Origin of the sequence: Aquisalinus luteolus (genome assembly GCF_009712425.2) — a bacterium.
Lineage (GTDB): Bacteria > Pseudomonadota > Alphaproteobacteria > Caulobacterales > Parvularculaceae > Aquisalinus > Aquisalinus luteolus.
On sequence record NZ_VCJR02000002.1, the window covers coordinates 572,501 to 588,894 of the forward strand.

Annotated in this window: 15 protein-coding genes; 12 read left to right on the forward strand and 3 right to left on the reverse strand. The window is 61.1% G+C overall.

Going from position 1 to position 16,394, the window contains the following annotated elements; all coding sequences use genetic code 11:
- The first annotated feature begins 49 nt into the window (after positions 1-49).
- The 4 genes from FF098_RS11300 to FF098_RS11315 all read left to right on the forward strand — a co-directional run bounded on the left by FF098_RS11300 (position 50) and on the right by FF098_RS11315 (position 4,779).
- Positions 50-478, forward strand: a complete 429-nt coding sequence (locus FF098_RS11300) for a hypothetical protein (protein WP_155140538.1) — start codon at positions 50-52, stop codon at positions 476-478.
- An 11-nt stretch (positions 479-489) separates the two neighbouring features.
- On the forward strand, positions 490-1,500 hold the full coding sequence (locus FF098_RS11305) for a sterol desaturase family protein (RefSeq protein WP_373291493.1): 1,011 nt from the start codon (positions 490-492) through the stop codon (positions 1,498-1,500).
- 181 nt (positions 1,501-1,681) lie between these two features.
- Positions 1,682-4,276: a TonB-dependent receptor gene (locus FF098_RS11310; RefSeq protein ID WP_166426494.1), complete on the forward strand. Its 2,595-nt coding sequence runs from the start codon at positions 1,682-1,684 to the stop codon at positions 4,274-4,276.
- A gap of 194 nt (positions 4,277-4,470) precedes the next feature.
- Entirely contained in the window at positions 4,471-4,779 is a 309-nt protein-coding gene (locus FF098_RS11315; protein ID WP_166426495.1) for a YggT family protein, read from the forward strand.
- On the opposite strand, the gene FF098_RS11320 is transcribed toward FF098_RS11315, so the two are convergent.
- A complete protein-coding gene (locus tag FF098_RS11320; RefSeq protein ID WP_155140544.1) occupies positions 4,776-5,555 on the reverse strand; it encodes a glycine-rich domain-containing protein in 780 nt (259 codons plus the stop codon). The two genes, FF098_RS11315 and FF098_RS11320, sit on opposite strands and share 4 nt — an antisense overlap.
- A gap of 41 nt (positions 5,556-5,596) precedes the next feature.
- Here FF098_RS11320 and FF098_RS11325 point away from each other — a divergent pair, with 41 nt between their 5' ends.
- The 8 genes from FF098_RS11325 to FF098_RS11360 all read left to right on the forward strand — a co-directional run bounded on the left by FF098_RS11325 (position 5,597) and on the right by FF098_RS11360 (position 14,723).
- Positions 5,597-5,908 carry a DUF167 family protein gene (locus FF098_RS11325; RefSeq protein ID WP_155140546.1) on the forward strand — a complete coding sequence of 104 codons (312 nt, stop codon included), beginning with the start codon at positions 5,597-5,599 and terminating at the stop codon, positions 5,906-5,908.
- 6 nt (positions 5,909-5,914) lie between these two features.
- The gene (folD, locus tag FF098_RS11330; protein ID WP_155140548.1) at positions 5,915-6,793 is read left to right on the forward strand and encodes a bifunctional methylenetetrahydrofolate dehydrogenase/methenyltetrahydrofolate cyclohydrolase FolD; all 879 of its coding nucleotides are present in this window, start codon (positions 5,915-5,917) and stop codon (positions 6,791-6,793) included.
- A gap of 95 nt (positions 6,794-6,888) precedes the next feature.
- On the forward strand, positions 6,889-7,557 hold the full coding sequence (locus tag FF098_RS11335) for a hypothetical protein (RefSeq protein WP_155140550.1): 669 nt from the start codon (positions 6,889-6,891) through the stop codon (positions 7,555-7,557).
- 330 nt (positions 7,558-7,887) lie between these two features.
- Positions 7,888-8,547, forward strand: coding sequence for a ribulose-phosphate 3-epimerase (rpe, locus tag FF098_RS11340; RefSeq protein WP_155140552.1), 660 nt, complete (start codon positions 7,888-7,890; stop codon positions 8,545-8,547).
- A gap of 9 nt (positions 8,548-8,556) precedes the next feature.
- Positions 8,557-10,245, forward strand: a complete 1,689-nt coding sequence (locus FF098_RS11345; RefSeq protein ID WP_155140554.1) for a heparinase II/III family protein — start codon at positions 8,557-8,559, stop codon at positions 10,243-10,245.
- 121 nt (positions 10,246-10,366) lie between these two features.
- Positions 10,367-11,593, forward strand: coding sequence for a UDP-N-acetylglucosamine 4,6-dehydratase family protein (locus tag FF098_RS11350; RefSeq protein WP_155140556.1), 1,227 nt, complete (start codon positions 10,367-10,369; stop codon positions 11,591-11,593).
- Between the two features lie 91 nt (positions 11,594-11,684).
- Positions 11,685-13,271 carry a bifunctional phosphoribosylaminoimidazolecarboxamide formyltransferase/IMP cyclohydrolase gene (purH, locus tag FF098_RS11355; protein WP_155140558.1) on the forward strand — a complete coding sequence of 529 codons (1,587 nt, stop codon included), beginning with the start codon at positions 11,685-11,687 and terminating at the stop codon, positions 13,269-13,271.
- A gap of 30 nt (positions 13,272-13,301) precedes the next feature.
- Positions 13,302-14,723, forward strand: a complete 1,422-nt coding sequence (locus FF098_RS11360) for a Glu/Leu/Phe/Val family dehydrogenase (protein ID WP_155140560.1) — start codon at positions 13,302-13,304, stop codon at positions 14,721-14,723.
- Here the strand turns inward: FF098_RS11360 and FF098_RS11365 are convergent, their stop codons facing one another.
- Complete coding sequence (locus FF098_RS11365) at positions 14,724-15,557, reverse strand: hypothetical protein (RefSeq protein ID WP_155140562.1); 834 nt, start codon at positions 15,555-15,557, stop codon at positions 14,724-14,726.
- A gap of 98 nt (positions 15,558-15,655) precedes the next feature.
- Positions 15,656-16,369, reverse strand: coding sequence for a tetratricopeptide repeat protein (locus FF098_RS11370; RefSeq protein WP_155140564.1), 714 nt, complete (start codon positions 16,367-16,369; stop codon positions 15,656-15,658).
- Between the last annotated feature and the right edge of the window lie 25 nt (positions 16,370-16,394).

Below are 16,394 nucleotides of genomic sequence, written 5' to 3' on the forward strand. Positions count from 1 at the left end.
TGGCATTACCGGTAGACGGCGGCGGCGGACAGCCTATCCTGCCTGACCCATGATGCTTGTCCTTTATCTCGCAGGATCGGCGATTGCCATCGGCCTGATCGCCCTGTTGATCCACCGGCTCGGCCATTCGGCGGAACATGAGTTCGCCGACGAAGCCGCCGTGCGCCAGGCCTTTGTGGAAGAGTTTCCCGATGCCGCCATTGCGCGTGTGGATCTCGCCGCGAACGGCCGTGCGGCCCTGATCGTGCTGAATGAGGGATATGGCCTCATCCGCGCCATGGGGCGCTATTCACTGGCCCGTCAATTTACGAGTGGCGACATTCACCGGCTGTCGCGCGAGGCTGCGACGCTGCGGCTGCGGCTGACGGATTATGCCGACCCTGTCTTTGTGATAGACTTCGGGAAAGAAGATACAGCGACCCGGTGGGAAGAGCTGCTGGGAAGCGCCAATGGAACGACACGGGAAACGACCAGGTAGAGATGAACGACCTGACGGACATGCCTGAGCTGCCGGACATCGCAAGCTATGCTGCGCCGATCTATGTCGGCCTCATCGTTGCGGAAATCCTGTTCGTGCATTTCAGTCGGGCAAAGGGCAGCTATGAGACGCGGGATGCCTCGACCTCCATCGCCATGGGGCTCGGCAATGTCACCTCCGGCATCATCTTCGCGACGACGGTCTATGCCGGCATCTTCGCCTTTTTCCTGTGGATCTATCGTTTCGCCCCGGTGAAATGGGAATTCGGCATCTTGTCCCTGCTGGCCTGCTTCGTGCTGGATGACCTCAGATATTACTGGGTGCACCGGTTCAGCCATACGATCCGCTGGGGCTGGGCCGACCATGTGATCCACCACTCATCCCAGCACTTCAACCTGTCGACGGCCCTGCGCCAGCCCTGGTTTTCCTTCGCCAAGGGCTATTTCGTCTCGGTCATTCCGCTGGTGCTGCTGGGTTTCCATCCGGCGATGATCGCCTTCGCCGGGTCGATCAACCTGTTCTACCAGTTCTTCATCCACACCGAAGCGGTCGGCAAGATGCCGAAATGGGTCGAAGCGGTGATGAATACACCGTCCCATCACCGGGTCCATCACGGCCGCAATGCCCGCTATCTCGATTCTAACTATGCCGGTGTCTTCATCGTCTGGGATCGGCTGTTCGGCACGTTCGTCGAAGAAGATGACAGCCATCCGGTGCGTTATGGCCTCGTGAAGAATATCGGCACCTATAATCCTCTCAGGGTCGCCACCCATGAATATGTCGGCATGTGGCGCGATGCGACCTTGCCGGGCCTCAGCGTGAAACAGCGCCTGGCCTATGTTTTCGCCCCGCCCGGCTGGAGCCATGATGGCAGCCGGAAAAGCTCTGCCGATATCAAGCTCGATTTCATAAGCCGTCATCCGGACGAGGCGGGAAAACCCGGCCTGCCCGGCACGATATCGGTCAAACCCGCGCCCATGTCTGACCTCACGGACCTGCCCTCAGAGCCTGCAGCACGTTAGAGTTCATTAACCATAATTCGGCATTCTGGGCTCAGTTATGTGTGAGCCTTTTCAGTCACACCTGCCGGGCCATCTAGGCGGAAAGCGGCCTGCAGCTGTGCAGGGTACTTTGTAACATCCTGCTTTTATGGCATTTTGGCAGAAATTTTACGGTGCGATTAACGTACCCCGGAGGAAACATATGAAAAACCGCAACGCCCTGCTGATGGGCTCCAGCATTCTCGTCGCTACTGCCATGGCCGCTGCACCGGCCTTCGCCCAGGTCGATGAAATCGTCATCACCACCCAGAAAAAGGAATCGACCCTGCTCGATACGCCGGTTGCCGTCACTGCGGTCAGCGCGGAGCAGATGGAGAAGGCGCAGATCACCAACATCCAGGACCTGCAGACGCTGACCCCGTCGCTGTCCGTCTACCAGCAATCGGGTGCCGGCGTTGTCGGTTACGCGATCCGCGGTATCGGTACCTCCTCCGACAATATCGGCCTCGAGCCGTCCGTCGGCGTCTTCGTCGATGGCGTCTACAAGTCTCGCCAGTCTGCGTCGATCAACGACTTCATCTCGCTTGAGCGTGTCGAGGTCATCCGCGGCCCGCAATCGACCCTGTATGGCCGCAACACACCGGCCGGTGTCATCAGCTATACCACCCGCCTGCCGACCAACGAGTTAGAGGCGATCGGTGAAGCGACCATCGGCAATTACAACAGCCGCATCCTGAAAGGTACTGTTTCCGGCCCGATCTCCGACACGGTCGGGTTCCGCGTTTCCGGTGTGGTCAACAAGCGCGACGGCTATATTGACAACATCGAGAAGGGCGAGGACGTCAACAACCGTGACCGCTTCAACCTGCGCGGCCAGCTCTATTTCGAGCCGACTGACAAGTTCTCCTTCCGCCTGATCGGCGAGCACGGCCAGATCGACGAGGATTGCTGCGCAGCACCGTTCTCCTACAACCTGCCGGCCAACGCCGCCGCTGTCGCTTTCCTCGGCGGCACCGTCCTCGATGACGAGGAAGAGCGCGAAGTGGCGTTCGACGGTGACGTGAACACGACGCTGGAAACAAGCGCCCTGTCCGGTACGGCCGAATACCAGTTCGACAACGGCATTACGCTGACCTCGATCACGGCCTGGGACTCGCTGGAAGAAGACCGCCGCATCGACCCGGACTTCACCAATCTGCGCACCTCCCGTCCGCGCCAGAACATCAACGAGTATGATGTCTTCTCGCAGGAGATCCGTTTCGATGGCGAGTTCGACCGCGCCCGCTGGCTGGCCGGTTTCTATTACTACACGCAGGACCTCTCTACCTCGCAATCCCAGACCTATGGCGAAGACCTGCGTCCGTTCGCTGACCTAATCACCGCCAACGCACAGCTGCCGGGTGGCAGCGCGATCAGCTATGTCGAGCTGTTCAACATGCAGGCGCCGGGTACGTATCTCGCTGCCGATGATGGCCTGATCCTGGAAAACTACGATGTCGAGACAGACAGCTATTCGCTGTTCGGCCAGATCGAGTACGACGTGACCGACCGCCTGACACTGACCGGTGGTCTGCGTGTTGGTTCCGAAGAGAAAAGCTCGACCGGCAACATCAACGTCAATGACCCGTTCTCGGCCCTGACCGTCGACGATTTTGCCGCTGCCGGTAACCCGCTGATCTACCAGCAGGCTTTCGCAACGGCGTTCTTCAACAATACCGGCCTGCAGCCGACCCCGCAAAACATCCAGTTCGTTGCCACCAACAACGCGCCGGCTTTCGCCGCGATCCAGGCCGGGGCACAGGCTTTCGCCGATGCCAACGACTCCGATCCGTCGGTCAACCCGCTGCTTGGCCTGACGGCGCTGCAGTTCAACACGCCGGGCACGGCCACGCCTCAGGAAGTCTCCGATGACTTCGTCTCCGGCACTCTGATTGCCGATTATGCGCTGACCGACAATCTGAACGTCTATGGCAGCTATGCCCGCGGCTTCAAGGCTGGCGGTATCAACGTGTCCTTCGTCGCCTATGCGGACAATGCCACGTCGTCGCCGACCTTCGATCCGGAGATCACCACCAGCTACGAGCTGGGTGTGAAATCCCGCCTGTTTGACAACAGGATGACGCTGAACGCTGCCCTGTTCGACCAGAAGGTCGAGGATTATCAGGACAACACCTTCAACGGTCGCGCCTTCGTCCTGCAGAACGCCGGTGAGGTTGGCATCCAGGGCCTGGAACTGGAATCGGTCATCGCACCGACCCCGAACCTGACCATCAATGCCGGCTGGACGCACCTGTTCAAGGCTGAATACGAGGAATATCTGCGCGGCTCGTGCCCGGCTGTCGCCGCGCCTGAGGTCGTCGATTTCCTCCAGGGCCGTCCGGACAATTCCGAGACCGGCCTGTCGGCTCTCGACAACTGCATCGTCAACGGTTTCCAGGACTCCTCGGGTCTGCCGCTGTCCGGCGCCCGCGAGGATGTCGCCTCGCTGTTCGCGACCTATGAAGGGGAAGTGGCCAACTATCCGTGGTTCATCCGCGGTGGTGCCTATCACTCCGGCGAGGTCCAGCTCGGCACCGACCAGGATCCGCGCAAGATCGAGGATGCCGTGACCCTGTTCAACGGCTCGATCGGCTTCTCCACGCCGGATGAGCGCGTCGAGGTCATGCTGTGGGGCCGCAACCTGACGGACGAATACTACAACCAGGGTGTCTTCACCTCGGTTGGTGCGCCGGGCAGCCTCAATGCCTATCCGGGCGATCCGCGCACCTATGGCATCACGGTCCGCCTGAAGAACTAGGACCTCTACAACCAGAGAACTCTGACAGGGAGCAGGCCGCCGGTAAGGTAGCCAATGCTCCGGCAGAGGGGAATGGACGGCGCGCTCTGCACAGGGGCGCGCCGTTCTTCATTTACAGCTCCGTGGTCGCTTGCGAGCCATGGCAACGCTGCCTAAGTATGGGTTTCCGCATATGGCAGGGAAGGATTTATCAAATGAACACCATGATGGCGATCATCGGCGAGATTCTCTGGCGCGTGTCGGATCTTTTCCTGCTGATCATGCTGGTCTGGATCATCCTTGGCTGGCTGCTCGCCTTCGGTGTAGTTTCGTGGCGCACGCCGCTGGTGTCGAATGTCATGGGGTTTTGCGAGGCGCTGGTCGGCCCGCTCCTGAACCCCATCCGCCGGTTCATTCCGCCGATCGGCGGGATCGACATCACGCCGATTTTCCTGCTGATCGGCATTCAGGTGCTGAAGAACCAGGTGTTCATCCCGATGGCCTATTCCAACAGCGGCTTCTAAGCCCTAGCCTCCGCATCCGCCGCACCCTGAACCGCAGCCGCTGTCTCCACCGGCTGCACCGCACAACCGCTGCCGCCGCCCTTGCCGCCACCATCGCGGAAGATGTGGATCAGCGCCGCTATGATGATGCCGGAAAAGCCGAGAATGATGAGCAGGGAGATCACCGGACCCAGTTCACCTTTCATCTCTTTTAGTGCTGCGTGAGCGGTGACCACCGATAACCCGGTTGCGGCCATCAGGCTGGCAAGCGCCAGCCCGAGCCTTCCTAGCCAGCTGCCGGCAAGTCGCGACAGCGCGCGCGGCATCGGGATGACCAGATGGGTGCGTGTATTGACCCGCTGGTAAAAGGGGGCCTCGCCGAAGCGGATACTGGCAGCCGGCCAGATGTCGGCGGGCGGCGTCTCGCCGAATTCCCGCTCATAGCTCGCCAGTGTCGCGGCGTAATTGTCTTCATAGCGGACCTTGTCGCTGCCGGTACCGCGCGTCGGCCCGTGATGCAGCGGAGTGCCGAGCATCTGCGCAAAGTCGCCCCAATAATGCCGGGTATAGGTCAGGTGCAGGTGCCAGGCCTGGTCGACCTCGTCGGATGGGGTGACCTCATGACCGGCGACGACAGCGAGATAGGCAAACCGACGATATTCATCGATTACCTTTTCGGCAAAGGCCGGCGACCAGCCATTTTCCCGCGCCAGCCGCCGCGCTGCGCTCAAGGGAGCACCAGCCTCGTCAAAGGTCATGTGTTCCAGCCGTTGCCAGAGATCCGGATCTGTTTTCATGCTACTCCCCTCTTTATATTCACCGCTATAAGGCCAGCCTGATGACTATTGAAACGATCATCGCCGTCCGCGTCCAGCCCAATGCCTCCCGCGATGCGGTGGAGGGGTTTGCGACCGATGCAGACGGGGCGATAGTGCTGAAGGTCAGGGTCAGCGCCGTGCCGGACAAGGGCAAGGCGAACAAGGCAGTGATCAAGCTGCTGGCGGCGGCCACGGGCTTGCCGAAATCGGCCATTTCGATTATCGCGGGCGGCAAGTCACGATCAAAGACAGTCCGCTTCGAGGCGTCGGCCGAAATGGTGCGGACAGCACTCGAAACCGCCAGCCCCAATAAAGGGACAAGCAAGGGATAAAGGCTCATGAGCGCCAGGATCATTGATGGCAAGGCCGTCGCAAAATCCGTCCGCGAGGATGTCGCCGCGGGGGTTGCCGCACTGGAAAAGGATCATGGCTTCACACCCGGCCTCGCCGTGGTGTTGGTCGGCGAGGATCCGGCAAGCCAGGTCTATGTCCGCAACAAGGGCATCGCAACGCGCGAGGCGGGCATGCGCTCTATCGAGCACAAGCTGCCGGCGGACACCAGCCAGGACGAGGTTATCGCGCTGGTGCGGCGTCTAAATGGCGATGACGAGGTTGACGGCATCCTCGTGCAGCTGCCGTTGCCCGGCCATATCGATGCCAATGTGGTGATCAATGAAATCGACCCGGACAAGGATGTCGACGGTCTGACCGAGGTCAATGCCGGGCGGCTGGTGCTGGGCAAGGACGCGCTCGTTCCGTGTACGCCGCAAGGCTCTATCCTGCTGATCAAGACAGTGATGGAGGACATGTCCGGCGCCAATGCCGTGGTGCTGGGGCGCTCGATCCTGGTCGGCAAGCCGCTAGCGAGCCTGTTGCTGGCGGAGAATTGCACGGTGACGACGGCTCATTCGCGCACCAAGGATCTCGAAGAGGTCTGCCGTGGGGCAGATATTCTCTGCGCGGCGGTCGGCCGGCCGGAAATGGTCAAGGGCGACTGGATCAAACCGGGGGCGGTGGTGATCGATGTCGGCATCAACCGCGTCGATGCGCCAGAGAAAGGTGAGGGCAAGAGCCGCCTTGTCGGTGATGTCGACTATGACGCGGCAAGTGCGGTTGCGGGGGCGATCACCCCGGTGCCCGGCGGTGTCGGCCCGATGACCATTGCGTGCCTTCTGAAAAACACGCTGACGGCAGCCAAAAGACGCCGGGGACTGTAGGAGGCCTGTAAGCCCCAAACCTCACGCGGACTTGAACACTTGTTTAACCATCCCCACCTGTAGAGCTGGTTTAGCTTCGACAGAGGGGCGCTTGCATGGCGACACATTCCCGCAAATCCTCCGGCAAAAAGGCCGGTCTGAAAGCCACGACCGCGGCTGGCGCCGCCGGTTTCGTGATCGCCGCCGCAGTATTCGGCGTCTTGAGCAGTGCTGCCAGGGCAGCCCAGACCGATCCTATCGAGACGCCGGATTCCGCCAATATCTCCATGAACGACGAGGCAAGCCTTGCCTGGACCATGCCTGCCGCAGAGGCCGACCCACATCTCCTGGGGCCCGATGCCCAGCGTTATGCCGCCTGGGCTGCGCTGGCAGGACTGATTTCGTCTGCCGTCGCGCTGATCGGTGCTAACCGCCTGCTGAACTGGCTGGCCGGTGCGGGGACTGCACTTGGCAAGGCTGGTGCTGCCGCTGCGAAAGCGCCGGTCAAGGCTGCCAAGGCCGCTGCGAAGGTGACCTCGAAAGTGCTGAAAAAGCCTGGCCGCTGGCTGATCACCGTGGTCAGTCTTGCGGTTTTTGCCCTGACCGGTGTCGCTTTCCTCGATGTGCAGTGGGAAGCAGGGATGCTCGCAGGCGCGGGCCTTAGTGCTGCTGCCATGTGGGGCTGGAACAAGTCAGGCGATGCCGTCGGCAAGGTGCTGGCGCCCCTGCGTGGCAGACAATCTCGAAAGCACGATGAGCCAGTGGATTATTCGGCTGCCGTCTGATTTCTGTGCCAGATTGGGACAAATCCCTTTAGAAACAATGAATTAGGGCAAAAAAGACCGGCTCTTGCCCTAATTCCGCCTCAGTTGAAGGCGATATAAATTGTCAACGAAGTTTTCAGATTTGTGTCCTGCTGATCCCTTGATACAGATCTCTAGTTTGGCAAATACCGCCAAGTTTGGCCCAAGGCCAATGACGACCCTGAACTGACTTGCACAGACTATAAAAAATGCCTCCGTTTTCCTGCGGAGGCATTTTTTATTGGTAATGGGGCGGCCACACGGCCTACATCCCATTGCTCCGGCCACGCGGCGCAGCTTATGGTGAACCCCATGCCTGTCATGATCGCCCCATCCATTCTTTCCGCTGATTTTTCGCGCCTCGGTGACGAGGTCAGGGCGATCGACGAGGCTGGCGCCGACATGATCCATGTCGATGTCATGGACGGGCATTTCGTGCCGAACATGACCATCGGTCCGCTGGTGGTGAAATCGATCCGCAAGGTCTCGGCCAAGCCGTTCGATGTGCACCTGATGATCGAGCCGGTGGATTTGTTCATCCCGCTCTTTGCGGAGGCAGGTGCCGATATCATCACCATCCATCCGGAAGCCGGCCCGCACCTGCACCGCTCGTTGCAGCTGATCAAGTCGCTGGGCAAGAAATGCGGTGTCGCGCTTAACCCGGCAACGCCTCTCTCCCTCCTCGAACCGGTGATGGGGGATATCGACCTTGTACTGATCATGAGCGTCAATCCCGGCTTTGGCGGGCAGAAATTCATTCCGTCCCAGCTCGACCGGATTGCCGGGGTCGCCAGCATGATCAAGGCATCCGGCCGCGATATCGTTCTGGAGGTCGATGGCGGCGTGAATGCCGAGACCGTCAAGTCTGTCGTTGAGGCAGGCGCAACGTCCTTGGTGGCCGGCAGCGCCGTCTTCACCGGCGATGCGGCGGACTATGCTGCCAATATCGACATGTTACGGCGGGGAGGCTGACGCCCGGTCATGGCAGCAGGCGATAACCGTAAACAGAAAAAAATCTTCCGCGACGGCATGTTCTACGAGATGCAGTTGAACGGCCCTGCACCGGACCGCATGGCATTCTCGCTCGACGATCCGTACAAGGCCGATCCTGAACGCGGCGAGGAACTGATCGCGCAATATCTCGAAGCGTTGTCTGCCGATGATGATGGATCGATGGAGGCCGAGGGCTTCGTGGCGCCATGGCTCGCCGCAGAGGAAGACACCGTCTGGGCGCGGCGGCTACAGGAATTTTCGTGGCTGCGAGAGCTGCGCGGTGCGGGCGACGATGCCCGCGAACCGGCCCGGGCGCTGGCGCTTGGCTGGCTGACGCAACACGGCATTTATGAGCCGGAGGTGTGGGCACCCGATCTGGTCGCCGAACGGCTGTGGGCGATGTGCTCCCATGGCGGCTGGTTGATGGAAGGGGCGGACGCAGTGTGGCGTGGCAAGTTCCTTACCTCCATGGCGCGCCAGGCGCGGCACCTGTCCAAATCCGTTTCTCGCATCGATCATCCGGGCAGTCGCCTCGTCGCAGCGATGAGCCTGATCGCCGCAGGGTTGATCCTGCCCTATCACCGGCCCTGCGAACAGCAGGGCGCTGAACTGTTGCGCCGGGAGCTGCGCCTGCAGCTGCGCGCCGATGGCGGGCATATCAGCCGCAATCCGTCCTTCCAGCTGATGCTGGCGCTCCGCCTGCAGATCATTATTGCAGCCTATGAGCAGAAGGACCTTGCTCCGCCGAATTTTCTTTATCACGCGGTCGGGCGCACGACCGACATGGTCGAATTCTTCCGATGCGGCGATGGCCGTCTTGCCGTGTTCAACGGCTCTTATGAAGACGATGCAAGGGCGCTGGCTGCGTGCCTTGCCCATGATGCCAGCAATCGCAGCCGTATCGATTTTGCTTCCCAGTCCGGTTACCAGCGCCTGTCCGGGGCACGGACCTATCTGTTCGTCGATACCGGATCGCGCGGGCGCCAGATCCAGACCCGGCCGCTGATCGCGGGCGACCCTGTGACGCCCTATGACAGCGCCTTTTCCATCCAGCTGTCAGATGGTCGCGAGCGGATCATCGTCAATTGCGGGTCAATCGAGACCTTTGCTGCCAACGAGCCGCGCATGACGCCCGACAAGCTGAAGGCGTGGCACGGGGCTGTAAGCGGCGCCGATGCGCACTCGACCCTGTGCGTGCAGACCGCCCATCGCATCGGCGGGGCTGCAAACCAGACCCAGGGCCGCCCGCTTTATCATCACCTCGAAGAAGACCGCCATGGCCAGCTCCTGGAGCTTGAGCGCCAGCAGGTCGCTGGCGCACCCGGCGCAACCCACCGGCGGCGGCTGTATCTGAGTGTCGATGGCGACGACCTGCGCGGCGAGGATGTGCTGATCGCGGCAGGCGGGCACCGTGTGCCACCCTTCGTCATCCGCTTTCACCTGCACCCCGGTATCAAGGCTTCCCTGTCGCGGGACGGGCGCTCGGTCATACTCGTAACGCCGCGTAACGAAGGCTGGACCTTCCTTGCCGGCAAGGCGGATATCTCAATCGAGAAGAGCCTTTACTGCGGCGCCGGCGGGCGCAAACAGGCGACAAGCCAGCTGGTTGTGAGGCCCCGTGCCGGTGGTGACAATGCGACACAGATTAAATGGGCCTTCCGCAAAGCGTCAATTTAATCAGTTTTCCCTGAAACCTGTTGTGCCAAGATTGCGTTACTGTAAGATGACGCTTATGAGCGCTATCTGTGGTTGTGAGGGGATAATCACTTAGTTGAGTTTTGCGGGGAAGCAATAACGAATGTTCTCATGGTTTAAAGACAAGTTGCAGCGTTCACTGCCGACCGAGGTCGTCAAGACGCGACGTGCCCCCAGCGATTTCACCGGGCTATCCACCCTGGACAGTGCCAAGCTCCTGCAAAGAGCGCCCCGTTCCATCGATTTGCGTGCGGCCACGCGCCTGATCGCAGGAAAACGCGTGCTGATCACCGGTGCAGGTGGCACGATCGGGTCGGAACTGGTGCGCCAGGTCAATGAATTCCATCCCGAGCAGATGATCCTCGTCGATAATTCGGAGTTCAATCTCTATCAGATCGACATGGAGATGCGCGAACTGGGCACATCGGTGCCGATTTTCTCGCAACTCGTCGATGTCTGCCGCCGCGACCACCTGAACCGGATTTTCGAGCAGATCCGCCCGGATATCGTGCTGCATGCCGCTGCGTTCAAGCATGTGCCGATCGTGGAGGAAAATCGCTGCCCCGCTGCCCTGACCAATGTGATGGGAGCGAAGAATGTGTTCGATGCGGCGGTGGAGGCCAAGACCGAGGCTGTCGTCTTCATTTCTACCGACAAGGCGGTCAACCCGACCAGCTTCATGGGCGCGACCAAGAGGATTGCCGAGCTTTATACCCAGGCCCTCGACGTGGCGCAGACCGATACGCGCTTCGTGACCGTGCGCTTCGGCAACGTTCTCGGCTCCACCGGCTCCGTCGCGCCGCTGTTCGAGCGCCAGATCGCCAAGGGCGGGCCGATCACCGTCACCCATCCCGATATCTCCCGTTATTTCATGACGACGCGCGAAGCCGTGCAATTGGTGCTGCAGGCGGCCGGGCTCGACCATGGCCAACGCGGGGTCGTCACCCATGACGGGCGCATCTTCGTGCTCGACATGGGTGAACCGATCAAGATCGTGGAGCTGGCACGCCGGATGATCGAATCCCATGGCCTGAAGCCGGATGTCGATATCAAGATAGAGTTCACCGGGCTCAGGTCTGGCGAGAAGCTGTTCGAGGAAATTTTTCTGGATACGGAAAGACTGGTCAAGACCGGCGCCGATGGCGTGCTGCTTGCCTCCCCGACCATGATCGATCTGCCGCTGCTCAATCCGCGGGTTGCTGACGTGATCCGGCACGCCCAGAGCTGTGATGAGGAGGCGCTGGGTGAGGCAGTGAGCCATCTTGTGCCAGAATTCCGCCCTCACACGGCACCCCAGCGGCAATTTATGCCAAAATCGGCGAAAACCTGAGCACCGCACTGTTTTCTTGGCCTTGAGCAGGACTCACGCTTGAACCGGCTTTGACCCACTTATATTGGTGAGCAAAAGGAAAGCCGATTTCATGCAGACTGCGACGACCCCCGTAAAACGCGCCCTTCTTTCCGTTTCAGACAAGGACGGCATTGCCGACTTCGCGAAAGCCCTTGCCGGGCTGGGCGTTGAGCTTGTCTCCACCGGTGGCACCGCCAAGCTGCTGCGCGACGAGGGGCTGGACGTCAAGGACGTCTCCGACCTGACCGGTTTCCCGGAAATGATGGATGGCCGGGTAAAAACGCTGCACCCCGGTGTCCATGGCGGGCTGCTGGCCCTCCGCGACAAGGACGATCACGTCGCCTCCATGGAAGAGCACGGCATCGCCGCCATCGACCTCCTCGTCGTCAATCTCTATCCGTTCGAGAAGACTGTCGCTGCCGGTGCCGACTACGACACCTGCATCGAGAATATCGACATTGGCGGTCCTGCGATGATCCGCGCGGCGGCCAAGAACCATGCCCATGTCGGCGTCGTGACCGATACGGAGGATTATGCCGCTGTCCTCGCCGAGCTGGACCAGCATGGCGGGCTGTCGCTTGAGCTGAAGAAGAAGCTCGCGGCCAACGCCTATGCCCGCACCGCCGCCTATGACGCGGCGATCTCGACCTGGTTTGCGAAAGCGATCGGTGACGAGACGCCGCGCCGGGTGACGGTCTCCGGCACGCTGCGCCAGTCGCTGCGCTATGGCGAGAACCCACACCAGCAGGCAGCTTTTTATGTCGCCAGTGAAACGGTTGAGGGCGTGTCGACCGCGCGGCAGGTGCAGGGCAAGGAGCTGTCGTACAACAATATCAACGATACCGATGCGGCCTTTGAACTCGTTTCCGAATTCGATGGTGGCGAGCCCGCAGTAGCGATCATCAAGCACGCCAATCCGTGCGGTGTTGCGACGGGGGCTTCTATCGAGGACGCCTATCGCCTGGCTCTGCGCTGCGATCCGGTTTCCGCTTTTGGCGGCATTGTTGCGCTGAACCGTCCGCTGACGGAGGAAGCCGCGATAGAAATCACGAAGATATTCACCGAAGTCGTCATCGCGCCGGGCGCTGACGAGGCCGCGATGAAAATCTTCGCGGCCAAGAAAAACCTGCGCCTGCTGCTGACCGAAGGCCTCGCCGATGCGGGCCGTGGCGGCGAGATGCTAAAGACCATTGCCGGGGGCCTGCTGCGCCAGTCCCGCGATGCCGGGCGCATTGCGGCGGATGATCTGGAGATCGTGACAAAACGCCAGCCGAACGAACAGGAACTGGCGGACCTTTTGTTCGCCTTCCGTGTTGCCAAGCATGTGAAGTCGAATGCCATCGTTTATGCCAAGGACGGCGCGACCGTCGGTATCGGCGCCGGGCAGATGAGCCGGCTCGATTCCAGCCGCATCGCCGCGCGCAAGTCGCAGGATGCCGCTGAAGCCTGCGGCGCCGACAAGCCGCTTGCCGTCGGCTCCGTCGTGGCATCGGATGCCTTCTTTCCGTTCCCGGACGGTCTGCTCGCCGCTGCGGAAGCTGGCGCGACGGCGGTCATCCAGCCGGGCGGTTCGATCAAGGACAAGGATGTCATCTCCGCTGCCGATGATGCAGGCCTTGCCATGGTCTTCACCGGCATGCGCCACTTCCGCCACTGATAACCATAACAAACAGGGAGCCTATCCAGAATGACCAACAAGACCGGACGCGAAACGACTTTCCGCGAAAGTGTCGACATGATGTTCGAGCGGGCCGCCGCTCATCTGGATATTTCCCCTGGCCTGAAAGAAAAGATCCGCGTCTGTAATTCGACGTATACGGTGCGCTTCGGTGTGCGCCTGCGCGGCGAGATCCACACATTCGTCGGCTATCGCGCGGTGCATTCCGAACATCTGGAACCGGTCAAGGGCGGTATCCGCTATGCCCTGTCGGTCAACCAGGACGAGGTCGAGGCGCTGGCCGCGCTGATGACCTATAAATGCGCCCTCGTAGAAGCGCCCTTCGGCGGCTCCAAAGGTGGGCTGTGCATCAACCCGGCCGACTGGGAGCCCCATGAGCTGGAGCGGATCACCCGCCGCTTCACCTATGAGCTTTCCAAACGCGACCTGATCTCTCCGTCCCAAAACGTGCCCGCACCCGACATGGGCACGGGCGAGCGCGAAATGGCGTGGATGGCGGATGAATACAAGCGCCTCCATTCGACCGAGATCGACTCGTTCGCCTGCGTTACCGGCAAGCCGCTGAACAAGGGCGGCATTGCAGGCCGTGTGGAGGCGACGGGCCGCGGCGTGCAATACGCGCTGCGGTGTTTCTTCCGTTATCCGGAGGATGCCAAGAAAGCAGGCATGACCGGTGATCTCGACGGCAAGACCGTCATTGTCCAGGGGCTCGGCAATGTCGGTTATCACGCTGCCAAGTTCGTGTCCGAAGATGATGGCGCCAAGGTGATCGCCGTGATCGAGCGGGATGGCGCAGTGTTCGATCCCAATGGCCTGAACATCACGACGCTCAAGGAACACATTACTTCCACCGGCGGTGTGAAAGGTTTTCCGGGGGCGGAGTATATCGCCGACGGCATGAAGCTGCTGGAGCATGAATGCGATATCATGATCCCGGCGGCGATCGAAGGCTCGATCCATTCCGGCAATGCGGCGAATGTCAAAGCCAAGCTGATCATCGAAGCCGCAAACGGCCCTGTGACGGCTGGCGCTGACGCGATCCTGCGCCGCAACGGCACGATCATCATTCCTGATCTCTACGCCAACGCAGGCGGCGTGACCGTGTCCTATTTCGAGTGGGTCAAGAACCTGTCGCACATCCGCTTCGGGCGCATGCAGCGCCGCCAGGAAGAGGCGAAGGCAAACCTGTTGGTTGCCGAACTTGAAAAACAGACGGGTACGACGTTTTCGGATGCGTTCAAGGCGCAGTTCATACAGGGCGCGTCGGAGCTGGATCTCGTACGCTCCGGTCTAGACGACACGATGCGCGGTGCCTATGAGAGCATTCGCGAAGTATGGGAGAGCCACGCCGCGATCACCGATATGCGCACCGCCGCCTATTACGTCTCGATCAACTCGATCGCGGCAAGCTACAGCTCCCTCGGTCTGTAATTATTTGGGTGTGTAGAGCTTGACCCTGCCATAGGGCCGCGAGGTCACCGACGACTTCGCGGCGGCAGTGGCCGGGCGGGATGGTTTCATCTTGAACGGGTTATAGGCGCTGGTCGTCTTCTTGCGGCGCGCCGAAATCGCCATGATCTCGTGGCGGGGATGCTGGTCGAGAGCGATTGCGACCAGACGCCGGTTGCGGACAATGCCCCAGACTGCAGTCAGCATGCTCAGTCCCGCAGCGATCAGCAGCATAATTCCTGCCGGTGTCATGGGGCCTGTATCGACCTGTGTGCCGGCAAAGCCCGCCAGGGCAAGTCCTGGCAGCGCTGCGGCAAGCGCGGCACGGGCGTGGGCGATATTGCCGAGTGCCAGTGACAGCAACAGAATTGTCAGGATCAGGACGGTAACTGCCGCAGGCATCGGTGCCAGGCCTGATGTCAGCATCAGGGCACCGCAGCCAAGCGCCGTGGAGATGACGCCGAGCCCCGCACTATGCCCGGCGCGCCAGGTCAGCGGCCGCGATGCGATTAGCCCGCCCATGCGATAGCGGCGCAGGCGGCGTGCGACAATCCAGACAGACGAGAGTGACATCCCCAGCCACAACAGCGTACGGATGACCGCCCCGGCGGAAGGTGCACTGATGATATGATAGAGACTGAGGCAAATCGCGCCGGCAAAGACAAGAACGAGGCCGGGCATGGCCCGGCGGGCGAGGCGGTCTGTCAGGGCGATGACGGCCATGCGGGAGCCGGACAGCTTCGGCGCATCGGCTTTCTCCGATACGGATACGCTGTCGGACAGATAGTCCGCTTCTGCCTGATCACTGACGGCCATCTGGTCCCCCGGACCTTGTAAACACAACTGATATGCCAAGATTTGCCCTGTTCGGCGCTTTCGTCCAGTAGGGGCGGTGTCGGCGGCTTGTCGCTCGCCTAGTTTTCACCCCAGGGATCGATCCTGTAGCCTGCCTGGATCAGCTCGCCGCGGATGATCAGCGCGTCGATATTGTCCGGCTCCTGACGCAAGGCGGTGCGGATATCGGCTGCGGCACCTTCATAGTCGGCAAGCATCTGCTTTGCCTTGGCGCGCAGGGTGTAGCCATTGGCGTTGAGGCGGTTCTCCGATTCCAGCAGGTCGAGCACGCGCTTGGTCTGGCCCCAGCGCTGGGCTCCGGCATAGACGGGGGCTGCCATCAGGTGCAGTTCGGGCGAGCGCGGTGCGAGGCCATAGGCCTTTTCCAGCGGGATCAGCGCGTTTTCCGGCTCATCACCGGCAAGCCAGGCCTGCGCCGACTGGGCGTAAAGGCGGGCGGCCATGCCGGGATCTTCTTCACGCAGGTCTTCTGCAAGCGCATAGAGCCTGCGGGCGCCAACGCGGGGCAGGTCCATGGCAAGGTCGGCTAGGGCAGCGCAGTGGATCGCCGGCGGCCCGCCGCCATCGGTCACCCAGCGCAGTGCAGCGGCGCGGCCCGCCTCAGGGTCGGTGTCGAGAGCGGCAACGCAATCGCCATAACGCGGATCAACCTCGCCGGCGAAGCTGTCGCGCACGTCGATAGCTTCATCGTAGGTATTTGTGGTTGAGGCCATTTCTGGCTGGGCGACCGCTGGACCCGACAGGGCCGCTATGGCGAGGATTAATAAACTCATGCCCGCCTTTATACAGGCTGACGAG